This is a genomic window from Halobacteriovorax sp. DA5 (assembly GCF_002903145.1).
Classification (GTDB): Bacteria; Bdellovibrionota; Bacteriovoracia; order Bacteriovoracales; family Bacteriovoracaceae; genus Halobacteriovorax_A.
The window spans coordinates 45,578-56,295 of record NZ_PPDJ01000015.1 but is presented as its reverse complement, the minus strand read 5'-3'; the positions used below and the strand labels follow the sequence as shown (position 1 = coordinate 56,295).

The window sequence follows — 10,718 nt, the reverse complement described above, 5'->3', positions numbered from 1 at the left end:
TCCACCATTAAGGGAGTAGAACCCTTTGAATACATTCTAAGAATTGAAACGACTGATCTTGTTTCATATAAAACATTTCACACAGAAGTTCTTGGAACACTTCCACAGGTAAATTCAATATCAACATACGTAGTGCTTGAGTCACCGAAAGATAAAAGAAAATAGAAAGGGATTTTAAAAATGGTCGGAGTAGCAGGATTTGAACCTGCGACCCCTTGCTCCCAAAGCAAGTGCGCTACCAAACTGCGCTATACTCCGACATTGAAATTTTGGGTAGGCTATTTATAAGTGATCTGAACCTTTTTGGCAACCCAGAAATTAAACCTTTTTAAAGTTCTTGAAAAAACTTTATAGCGGAACCAACGGCCTTGGCCCTATGGGAGTTCTCGTTTTTCCACTCTTCTAATTGCGCTACAGTCTGATCTGGAAAGGCTTTTGGGCAAAATACAGGATCGTAACCAAAGCCTCCTTCACCAATGTAACTATCTGAAATCTCGCCTTCCATTCTCCCCTCAAAAAAATATATTTCCTCTGGTGATAAATAAAAGCATAAGACACAAGTAAAGTAAGCATTTCGATTCTGCTCACCATTTAACTTATCTAATAATAGCTCGGCCCTTTGGCGATCTGTTAAACCTTCACCACCAAAACGCGCAGAGTATATTCCTAACTCTTGAGGAAGTGCTTCAACAGTAATTCCTGAATCATCTGCGACGACAGGAGTTTTAAACTCTTCAAAATAAGCTTGAGCTTTCTTAAGAGCATTCTCTTGAAAAGTATTTCCATCTTCTACAACATCTAATTTTGCAGAAGCTGCATTAATTGAAATATTCGTCTCTTTGAATAAAACTGCAAATTCTTCGGCTTTATGAGCATTTCCAGTAGCTAGAATAAATTTTTTCATTACTTTCCTAGTGCTTCTTTTTGTTTTGAGAAAACAACCTTAAGAGATTCAGCAGCACAATCCATTAGCGCATCCATTTGCTCTCTTGAGAATGCTTGACCTTCAGCAGTTCCCTGTACTTCAATAAATTTTCCAGACTCAGTCATAACAATATTCATATCTGTATCGCAGCTCGAATCCTCTTCATAATTTAAGTCAGCAATGATTTTACCTTCGCCGTTAATTCCACAACTAATTGCTGCAAGAGGCTCTATAATTGGGTTCTCAGAAAGCTCACCACTTGCGATTAAACTTTGAATAGCAAGTTCAAGTGCAATAAAACTCCCAGAGATTGAAGTCGTTCTTGTTCCACCGTCTGCAACCATAACGTCACAATCAAGAGTAATCATACGCTCACCTAATTTTTTAAGATCGATAATTGCTCTTAAGCTTCGGCCAATTAAGCGCTGGATTTCTTGAGTACGGCCACCAATTTTTGAACGCTCTCTTCTTGATCTTGTGTGAGTAGAGCTTGGAAGCATTGAATATTCTGCTGTCACCCAACCTTTTCCACTACCTTTCATCCAACCAGGAACACTTGATTCTATCGAAGCAGTGATATGAACCTTTGTATTACCAAATTCTGCAAGAACTGATCCTGCTGCATATGGGTTGATATTAATAGAAAATTTAACTTCTCTTGGAGTAGAACGTTCGATAAGTGACATATTGAATACCTCTGAATTTATTAGTATTGTTCGATAATAACATAATGAGAAAATCTATGAAACACCTACATTTTAAAGAAATTCCATCGACTCAAACAATTGCCATTGAAGAGGCACGTAATTATGACCAATTACTTATTAGTGCAACTGTACAAACTGAGGCAAGGGGCCGAAGACATAATAAGTGGGAAGATTTACAAGATAGTCTTTCTTTCTCTTGTAAATTAGAGGCAAGCCAAAAGCCAACCCTACTGGCTTTAGAAGTAGCAGTTATACTTAGTAATTATTTTAAAGAGCACAAGCTCCTCCTTAAGTGGCCCAACGATATCTTTAATGAGAATAGTCAAAAAATTATGGGGATCTTAGTTAATAAAGATGATGATAACTATATCGTCGGAATAGGTATTAACTATGGAGGTGTTCCACATGAGACATATGGTGTGCTTAAAGAAGGTACGAAATTAAGTGAGAATGATTTTGAAAGTATTCCGCTAGATATTTACAACTACTTACTAGGCAATCGTCTTACAGAAGAAGAAATTATAAAACAGTGGAATGACAGATGTTATCACCTAAATAAAGAAGTCGAAATCATCGACGAAGATTCTATTCTAAAAGGTATTTTCAGAGGAATTGGAAACTTTGGAGAGGCCCTTATTGAAACTCAGGATAAAATAGAGAAAGCCTATACAGGCTCTCTCGTTATTAAATAGTTATTCTGAAATTGATGTAAGAACTTGCTTGCTGATATTTTTAAGCTCTTTCTTAATTAAGTTCTCGGCCAGATCAGGAACGATTTCCCAAATAATCTTTTCAATATTTTGCTCACAGTACTCGCGTGCAAATTTTTCAATAATTGGTGCAACTTCATTCTTTAGTTCGGCCTTAAGCTCTTCAATATTTACAGCTGGTGCCGTAGTAGATGGAGCTGTGTAAGTTGCACTATTAATTGATGCTGTCGTTGATGTATCAAATGAAAAGTCATCATTCATTTGAGTTACTGAAGAAAGATTTATCTCATGCTCATCTTCTTCTGGAGAAGAGAACATTTCACTAGACTCCTCATCAGCGTCCCATAGATTTTCATCAGAAATCTCTTCAAAGTCATCTGAAAAGTCCGATTCAAAACCATTTTCCTCTGATTCAGTAAACACAGGCTCTACTTCTTCACTTTCTGAATCCTCAAAATTTTCTTCTAATTCTTCTTCTTGACTAGGTAGCTCAAGGTCATCACCCATCTCTTCATCAAGATTTCCAAAGTAGTTACTAACATCGAGTATTGTCGAGCTAGCTTGCTCTTCTTTTGGAGGTAAATTTTCTATAACAGGAGGTAGAGTATCAAATTCTTTTGTTACATCACTTCCCTTTAAATTAGTAGGATCAAATCCCCAACCATCCAATTCTGACTCAAGATTATTATCTGAATCATCGTCATCAGTGAATGAATCGTGTTGACTCAAATCAAATTCTTGAGTCTTATCTTCTTCAGTTTGGGCAATTGAGCTATCAACATCCCAACCAGAGAAATTATCATCTTCAAGCTCATCTTGATTATCATCTGAAAAATCTTGTGTTGTATCTGTTGTTGAAACTTCACTTTCGATCAATTCATTACAAAGTGAAATAAATTTCTCTGTTTCAAATGGCTTAACAACTTTGTCAGAATATCCGCTACTACGAAGCTTATTTTCATCAACGATATCAAATGTTCCTAACATGGCCAGAACTGGAGTTGTAGGAAACTTCTTACGTGTTTCTTCACCTAATTTATATCCATCATCTGAAAGACCAAAGTCTAATAAGATTAGATCAAAATCGTCATTTTTAGAAAATAATTCAGACTCATCAAGAGCTGAAACAATTTCAAAATCTTGATTTGCGAATGTAATACTAATTACTTTTTGGATTGTCTGACTGTCGTCAGCAACTAATACCTTTTTACTCATATAAAACCTCAATATATTGTTACGCAAAAAATCCAGCTAAGCAAGAGACAGTTTTAATGATTACGGTATGTTTCTATACGATTGAATAGATAATAGCTGACTGATTATCTAGATTACCTCGACGATTTGCACCGTCAAAAAGATTATCAATCTGAATAACTTCATCTTGAGTTGATTCTTGAATAATTCTTTTAATATCATGAAGGCTTAAACTTCCGTAGACACCATCACTTAAGACAATAATACGATCATTTGGTTCTACGTTTAACTCCCAAATTTTAGGGGATAAGTCTTCATAAAGACCCAAAGCAACGAGAGGAAATGTACTTTTTTGGTGCGAGTTATCAGAAATTGAAATCTGTTTAACACAATCAGGTGTATTAATTAGAGATAAATCCCCATCTCGGTACATAAGAACCAAGCAATTACCACATGAAACGATTGATAAAATATTTTCAGAAAGCATCGTTAAAGCAGCAGAAACCCCACCTTTATCATTAAGAGGTTTACTCTTGTTGATATTTAGTAAGTTTTTATGAGCAATAAACATCGCATTCACTAGAGCATTAGTTTCTAGTACATACTGAGGTGAATAAAAGTAAGGCATTGTAGCATTCGGATCTCCAGACAACTTTGAGAAATAAAGATCAATTGACTGCTTAGCACTTTCTAGATTTCTATCAGAAATTCCAGAACCTCCAAATCCATCAAATATACCAAAAATTTTCTGTTTAAGATTAATAAAGGTATTATCCTCATTTAGATTAAGATATGGCCCTTGATGTGTTCTAGCAAAGAAGCTTTGAATTTCTCTCATAGATTTTTTAGCCTTTCACTCGCTTTAATATAATATTCATTATCCATAGGTGAGATTTGTTGCACCTCTTGAAACTTTTCTCTGGCATCCTCAAATGAACCTAACGATTCAGAGATTAAACCTTGACGATATACCTTACGGGCTCTTCTCGTTAACGTATCATTGATATCATCGAGTTCACTTTGTGCATCTAATTCATTAGGATTATAGCGTAAGACTTCCTTAAAAACTTCATAAGATGCCTTAAGATCTTCTGCTTCTTTAAGTGAACGGGCCTTACCCAAAAGTGGGCCAGTTATATTCTTAAGATTCTGACGTGACTTTTTAAGCATATCAATTGCTTTCTTCATTAGATCTTCATCCATTGATTTTTCACTAATGAATAACTCTAGAGCTCCAATTGCCTTATACCATTCTTCTTGAAGAAATAAAGTTTCACCTGGTTTAAGAGCATCTACCATACGCTGGCGTTCAGCTTTCTTCTGCGCTTCTTCAAGTTCCTTTCGATTTTTTTCCTTAATATAGGAATCCAGTTCTAACTCAAGGTTAGCAACATCATAATTATTAGGATCAAGTTCTTTAATCTGTTGAAATAGTCCACGAGACAAAGTGACATTACGCTCTTTTACCGCTTCTGTAGCTTTATCAAGAAGCGTCTTAACTTTTGCCTGAATTAATTTTCTCTTTTCTTCTGCACGTCTTTCAAGCTCTGCTTTTTCGAGCTCAGCATATTTATCCTTAGCCAACTGATAGAAAGTTTGGGCTTGTTTATAATCTTTTGTGATCATAAATAACCTTTCAAACTCAGTAATTGCTTCCGCAACATTACCCTCATTAGCATAACGTGTTGCTAACTGATATAAAGCTTCTGCTTTTTCTTGTTGTTCTTTTGTTAGCTTTTTATCAACCGAGGTAACAACCTGTTTCTTTTTTTGTTCCTTGGCCTGCTTATCTTTAGCCGTTGGTTTTGGTTTCTCGCCACTATCTGGAAATAAAAACATATAAAGACCCAATAATACAACAGTATAGATTAGGACTTTCTTACGCTTTTCAGGGTCATTAAGAATTCTCTTAATAATAGATTTTTCTTCACTAGCTGAAGGAGCATCAGATAATTCAAGGCCATCAAAATCTTCGTCATCATCAGAAACTTCAACAATTTCCTCGACTTCAATTACCTGGTTATCTTCTACAGGCATCAGCATATCTTGCTGACTCTTTATAAAGTCACTAGCGATCTTAACTGTAAAAGTAGTTGAGCCAATAATAAATTCATCACCATTTGTGATCTCTTTTTGGTTTATTCGCTTACCATTTAAAATCGTGCCATTGGCCGATTGTAAATCTTCTAATACACAAGTGATCTTATTCTTTTTAATTACCGCATGTACTGAGGAGACTTCAGGATCAGATAAGACAATCTGACATTTACTTGGATCACGACCAATATATGTTTCAGGCAGGTCTAAATTAAAATGATCATAAGGAACATCTTCACCAAATAACTCTAGAACAAAATTTGCAAAGCCAGAGAATACTTGAGTTTTATCCCCAATATCATCGTCTAATGTATCAATGTCGTAAGATTCATCACCATAGTTGTCATCATAACCATCATCATAATTTTCTTCATAGTTTTCATCGAAGCCTTCTGAGAATCCTTCTTCCTGCTGTCCAAATTCTTCAAAACCACCTTCTTGAGAATCAAGAGGCTCTTCAGTATTAAACTCATTCTCGTTATCAGATGATTCCTCTTCAGTAGGTGCATCAAAAGCTTGAGTTTCTTCTTCAAAGTCAGATCCACCATCTATGATAGATGTTTCTTCTTCAATATCATTTTGTTCAGCGGCTTCAAAATCATCTTCAGGTAACTCTGGCTCAACGTTAACGATTTCTTCAACAGGATCATCACCAACTGGACTTTCAACTTCTAGACTTTCAAAAAGAACTTTAAATTCATTACAAACGAGGTAATAGCCACTCGATACTGGTATTTCCTCTAAAAACATTGGAGCGTTATTAACAAGAACAGTGTCATATGTTGATAACTTATTTAAAGTCCAACTGACACCATTAAAATTAAGGCTTGCTAATCGCCTTGAAATTTGTGGATCATCTAAGTGAACATGAGCTTCATCAGATCGACCAATAAGAAAGCTAGAGCTCTGCCCCATGATCACCTGATCATTAATCTCAATACGATTAAGAATTGTTCCATTTTTAGAAACAGTAATTATCACTCTTTTTCATCCCTAATTTTTCGGCCATATCTTCAACGTTCTTTTTAGCTTCGATAAAGCGCTCATCTGTCTTGTATTCAATTAAAAGTTTATAAATTGAGCAATATGTACCTAAAGCTCTATTATATTTTAAAGAATCTTTATTCTTTGTTGCTTGATTGAACATATCTTTAATTTTTTCATCAAGTCTCTGTTTTGCAATATTTAAGTGATAAGCAGCGTTACCATCATTTGGATCAAGTGTTAGAGCTAGATTAAATTCCTGCATTGCTCTAAAGTAGTTTCCTTCACGTGCTTCTCGTCTACCACGGTGAATATAAGCTTCAACTTTCTCACGAGTTTCAAGATCTTCAACATATTTACGGCCAGTATTACTATTTGAGGAATCAATAATTGAACTTCCTTCTTTTTTTACTGTTGCCTTCTTTGTTTTTGTATCACCACCATCCATAAAAAAGAACAGGCCCATAACTGCTACTGCAATATAGATAAGTTTCTTTCTCTTTTCCTCAGGTGTTGCAGGACCTTTCTTTTTCTTAGCTTTGGCTTTCTTCTTTACCTCTTCCTCTTCTTCCTCATCTTCATCATCTTCGTCTTCTTCAGGGTCCTCATATTCCACGAGGGCCTTCTCCTCTTTTACTTCGATGAATGAGTACTTAAAAACTGTAGAGCCAACAATAATCTTATCACCAGACTTAAGTTTATGTTGAGTCACTTTCAAGTCATTTACCATGACACCATTTTGAGACTTAAGATCGGTAAGAGTATATTCATTATTAACACGAGTTAATTCAATGTGTTCTCTTGAAGCTTGAGTATCAAGAATTTGAATATCATTAGAACTTAGACGACCAAGAACTACTCGATTACCGTTTAAGTAATAACAAATACCTTTATTCTTACCAGTCATACAAATAATACGATGGTACTGCCCAGATGATTCTGGGGAAGATAAATTCTTTGTCATTCTAATTGCGGCAACCATTTATACTTAGTCCTCTTTAATTAGTGTAACATAGAACGCCTTTGCAAAGTTATCTCGCCCTATTAAACTCGTAACAAAAATATTATAGAAATGCCCAGAAAGCTCATATTCACCTTTCTGAGACGTTCCTCCATTATCCGCAGAGGCATCACATAACTCAATTATTGTCGCTGCAAATCCCTTTTCACGTGCCACATCTAAGAGGCTCATCCCTTCAGAAGAGCTACCTCTAATCGCCGTGATATCTTCTGCTAGCGTATTAATATGAGAAAGATTCTTTTGTGAATCTAGAACAAGGACAGCTCCCTGTGCCCCTTGCATAAATTCATATAAGCTTGAAACATAGGACTCATCACTTTCCATTTCATCAAAACTCATATCATCGTCAGTTTTCTGCAGCTCTCTAATTCTTTGAATCATGGAATTTATAGATGAACGTAATGGATCAATCTCAGACCATAAATATTCACTATCAACACTTTTTCGATTTCCTCTTAAGGCCTCTTCAATCTGAAACTTCATTTCATCTAGATGTCTAATCGTCATATAATAAACAATGGCAAAGAAGATGATTGAAGCAATAAATGACGTAATTAGTGCCTCTAGGTAAGCAACCCTACTTTTAGATGCCTCATCCGCAATTGATGCTGGTTTAAAACGAATGGCGATTACACCAACAACATCAAGGTTACCTGTCTTAACATTTGTTGCCTTAATCTTTTGACCGATTCCAATTTCACCGTTTGACAATCGACTTACCATAGGAAGGTCACTAGAGTTCTTCATTGTCTTTTCGGCCCACTCTCTTACTTGAACAGAGAAAGGATCATCAATGTACATATTTAGCTTTGTTAGCGGTCTAACAATTCGTCCGTCAATATCAAATAGATCATAAGAAACAACACCGTTATTTCCTTGTTCCATAAACTTTGTATCAACACGATCAAGATCTTTTCTAGCTAATGCACCTCTATTTTGTCTTTTAATTTCATCCGCATAATGTGCACCACGCTTAGCAACTTCTAAAAGAAGTAGACTCTGAGACGTTTTCATTACTGGAAAAATAGTTAGAGTTACCGTCACAACAACGAAGATAGAAAGTAAGATACCAGTAAGAACACGCCATTCATATTCTTCATTAATTCCATGAATTAGTGGCATTAATCGATATTTAAAAAGCCAGATGATCTTTCCAAAGATATTCTCTGGCATTTCACCACCAGTGATATATGTTGGTTCATCATCTTCTTCAACAGTTTCAATTCTTTTTTTAATAATCTTCTTTTTCTCTTTTACAAAAACGACTTGAAGAATTGAATCAGGAAGAGCTATCTTGTCTCCATTTTTAACAGTGGCCCTTTTGACTGCTTTACCATTAACAAATGTACCATTTGAACTTCCAAGATCTTTAACAAAAGCTACATCTTGAGTAACAGTAACGGATAAGTGCTTCTTTGAAACACCATTTACAGGAAAGTGAACGCTACAATCCTCTGAGCGCCCTAGGGTATTTTCCCCTTCCTCTAAAATATATTCCTGTCCACGCAGTTTACCTGCAACAACAACTAATTTATACATAACTCTAGAGTATCCCCTTCCTTAATCTCTTGAGGCAATTGTCCATCTGCCAACTCTAGTACACGACTTGCACTAAAAACAATTTGCGTATGTCTCCATGGTTTAAGTCCACGGTATATTTTCTTAATTTCATTCTTACTATTAAAGAAGACAACATCGATTTTATAATTCATAAAACAGGTATGAATTGCATTTGTTCCATAAAAAATCATGCCATCAAAGCCATCCATGCTCTGAGAAAACATCAGCCCCTTTAGTTTCTTATAAAAAGAATCTGCAACAATGGCCTGCTTACATATTTCAATACCATTACAAGAAATCTTCATTAATTCCCTCCAACTAGCTCAACAACGAGTGGAGCAAAGATCATAAGAAGAACTGAAGGTACAATAAAGGCCATCATTGGAAAAAGAATCTTTGTTGCAGCAGTTGCACCTTCTTTTTCAATCTGCGCTGATTTCTTTTGTCTAATCTCAATTGAGAGTGCTTTTAGAATTGGTCCAATTGAAGCACCAACAGAGTCTGCAGCAATTAGAGTTGCACAAAATGAAGAAATCTGAATTAAGTCCACTCGCCATGCCATATTTCTTAGAGCTTCTGCACGACTGGCCCCAATTTTAATTTCTTTAAGAAGAATTTCAAATTCTTGTGTAAGTGGACCAGGTTTAGCTTTATCTACAACCTTAGTCATCGCAGCAATAAAGTCTAGTCCTGCTTCAACAGATAGTGCTAGCATATCAACTGAAAAAGGCATTCCGTTGATAATATCTTTTTGGCGTTGTTCAATTTTTCCTTTAATCCAAATGTCCGGATATAAGAATCCAACAATTGCCATTACAGGAATAAGAGAAAGTTTCCAGTCTGCTTCAGTAAATTCTCTGACAGCTAAGAACATAATTGGGAAACCAATAATAAGAAATAACTTAAATGCGAAGAAATCCTCAGGAGTCATATCTTCAGTTAAACCAGCACTTGCTAGCTTTCTTTTATACTTCTCTTTAATCTTCTTCTTATTTTTCATAGAAGAAACAATTGGTGAAATATAGCGTTTAAAAAATGGTCTCGAATATTGAAGAATAAAGCCGTGCTTTTTTACATTCTCAGCTTTCTTAGAACCACCTTCTTCTAATTTTTGCGCAGCTTGGAAAGATTCATTATCTTGAAACATCATCTGCGTGACAATATAAACAGCAATACCAATAAGAATAATTCCGGCCCACATTAGAAGCTGTGAACTTTCAAATAACTCCGCACCTTTTCGATAATCACAAGCGTTCTGCTCACCATTTTGACAGGCACTAATAATTAGCTTCTTACCTTCGGCAGGATAGTTAATTCCATCTTGCTTAAAGCTTTTATCAGTAAATGTTTGGTAAAGAAGTCCTTGCTCAAAACAACTCGATTGATTTCCTTTTTTACAAGAGACATCAAGTAAATTTGCGTGATCGCGCTTTGAATAATTTCCGTAGCTCTGCGCATTTGCATCGAATGCAACGAGCAACGTAAACATATAAAACAATAAGGAAGTTATGAGACCTTTA

Annotated in this window: 11 protein-coding genes and 1 tRNA gene; 2 read left to right on the top strand and 10 right to left on the bottom strand. The window is 35.6% G+C overall.

Annotated features, from left to right (window positions below; all coding sequences use genetic code 11):
* Positions 1-165, top strand: a 165-nt coding sequence (locus C0Z22_RS15650) for an Lrp/AsnC ligand binding domain-containing protein (protein ID WP_199177581.1), incomplete at its 5' end; no start/stop codon positions are given.
* A gap of 16 nt (positions 166-181) precedes the next feature.
* On the opposite strand, the gene C0Z22_RS15645 is transcribed toward C0Z22_RS15650, so the two are convergent.
* From C0Z22_RS15645 to rph, 3 genes are all read right to left on the bottom strand, one after another.
* A tRNA-Pro gene (locus tag C0Z22_RS15645) sits at positions 182-258 on the bottom strand.
* A gap of 70 nt (positions 259-328) precedes the next feature.
* Positions 329-904, bottom strand: a complete 576-nt coding sequence (gene rdgB / locus C0Z22_RS15640; RefSeq protein ID WP_103219300.1) for an RdgB/HAM1 family non-canonical purine NTP pyrophosphatase — start codon at positions 902-904, stop codon at positions 329-331.
* The gene (rph, locus tag C0Z22_RS15635) at positions 904-1,611 is read right to left on the bottom strand and encodes a ribonuclease PH (RefSeq protein ID WP_103219299.1); all 708 of its coding nucleotides are present in this window, start codon (positions 1,609-1,611) and stop codon (positions 904-906) included. Before rph ends, rdgB begins: the two co-directional genes overlap by 1 nt.
* Positions 1,612-1,655: 44 nt before the next feature.
* Between rph and C0Z22_RS15630 the strand changes: the two genes are divergently transcribed.
* The gene (locus tag C0Z22_RS15630; RefSeq protein ID WP_103219298.1) at positions 1,656-2,324 is read left to right on the top strand and encodes a biotin--[acetyl-CoA-carboxylase] ligase; all 669 of its coding nucleotides are present in this window, start codon (positions 1,656-1,658) and stop codon (positions 2,322-2,324) included.
* Here C0Z22_RS15630 and C0Z22_RS15625 read toward each other — a convergent pair whose 3' ends face one another.
* The 7 genes from C0Z22_RS15625 to C0Z22_RS15595 form a co-directional block, all read right to left on the bottom strand.
* Complete coding sequence (locus C0Z22_RS15625; protein WP_103219297.1) at positions 2,325-3,557, bottom strand: response regulator; 1,233 nt, start codon at positions 3,555-3,557, stop codon at positions 2,325-2,327.
* A gap of 73 nt (positions 3,558-3,630) precedes the next feature.
* A complete protein-coding gene (locus tag C0Z22_RS15620; RefSeq protein WP_103219296.1) occupies positions 3,631-4,374 on the bottom strand; it encodes a PP2C family serine/threonine-protein phosphatase in 744 nt (247 codons plus the stop codon).
* Positions 4,371-6,614 (bottom strand): FHA domain-containing protein, encoded by a 2,244-nt coding sequence (locus C0Z22_RS15615; RefSeq protein WP_103219295.1) that lies wholly within the window; start codon positions 6,612-6,614, stop codon positions 4,371-4,373. Before C0Z22_RS15615 ends, C0Z22_RS15620 begins: the two co-directional genes overlap by 4 nt.
* Positions 6,595-7,599: an FHA domain-containing protein gene (locus C0Z22_RS15610; RefSeq protein WP_103219294.1), complete on the bottom strand. Its 1,005-nt coding sequence runs from the start codon at positions 7,597-7,599 to the stop codon at positions 6,595-6,597. Before C0Z22_RS15610 ends, C0Z22_RS15615 begins: the two co-directional genes overlap by 20 nt.
* A gap of 6 nt (positions 7,600-7,605) precedes the next feature.
* Positions 7,606-9,177: an FHA domain-containing protein gene (locus C0Z22_RS15605; RefSeq protein ID WP_103219293.1), complete on the bottom strand. Its 1,572-nt coding sequence runs from the start codon at positions 9,175-9,177 to the stop codon at positions 7,606-7,608.
* Complete coding sequence (locus tag C0Z22_RS15600) at positions 9,165-9,503, bottom strand: DUF192 domain-containing protein (protein WP_103219292.1); 339 nt, start codon at positions 9,501-9,503, stop codon at positions 9,165-9,167. The genes C0Z22_RS15605 and C0Z22_RS15600 overlap by 13 nt, the downstream gene beginning before the upstream one ends.
* Positions 9,503-10,687 carry a type II secretion system F family protein gene (locus tag C0Z22_RS15595; protein ID WP_158246955.1) on the bottom strand — a complete coding sequence of 395 codons (1,185 nt, stop codon included), beginning with the start codon at positions 10,685-10,687 and terminating at the stop codon, positions 9,503-9,505. The genes C0Z22_RS15600 and C0Z22_RS15595 overlap by 1 nt, the downstream gene beginning before the upstream one ends.
* Between the last annotated feature and the right edge of the window lie 31 nt (positions 10,688-10,718).

What these genes read in the sequence shown, in the direction of transcription:
- rdgB (WP_103219300.1), bottom strand. Translation starts at nt 904, where the DNA reads ATGAAAAAATTTATTCTAGCTACTGGAAATGCTCATAAAGCCGAAGAA.
- C0Z22_RS15630 (WP_103219298.1), top strand. Translation starts at nt 1,656, where the DNA reads ATGAGAAAATCTATGAAACACCTACATTTTAAAGAAATTCCATCGACT.
- C0Z22_RS15620 (WP_103219296.1), bottom strand. Translation starts at nt 4,374, where the DNA reads ATGAGAGAAATTCAAAGCTTCTTTGCTAGAACACATCAAGGGCCATAT.
- C0Z22_RS15610 (WP_103219294.1), bottom strand. Translation starts at nt 7,599, where the DNA reads ATGGTTGCCGCAATTAGAATGACAAAGAATTTATCTTCCCCAGAATCA.
- C0Z22_RS15595 (WP_158246955.1), bottom strand. Translation starts at nt 10,687, where the DNA reads ATGTTTACGTTGCTCGTTGCATTCGATGCAAATGCGCAGAGCTACGGA.
- rph (WP_103219299.1), bottom strand. Translation starts at nt 1,611, where the DNA reads ATGTCACTTATCGAACGTTCTACTCCAAGAGAAGTTAAATTTTCTATT.
- C0Z22_RS15605 (WP_103219293.1), bottom strand. Translation starts at nt 9,177, where the DNA reads ATGTATAAATTAGTTGTTGTTGCAGGTAAACTGCGTGGACAGGAATAT.
- C0Z22_RS15625 (WP_103219297.1), bottom strand. Translation starts at nt 3,557, where the DNA reads ATGAGTAAAAAGGTATTAGTTGCTGACGACAGTCAGACAATCCAAAAA.
- C0Z22_RS15600 (WP_103219292.1), bottom strand. Translation starts at nt 9,503, where the DNA reads ATGAAGATTTCTTGTAATGGTATTGAAATATGTAAGCAGGCCATTGTT.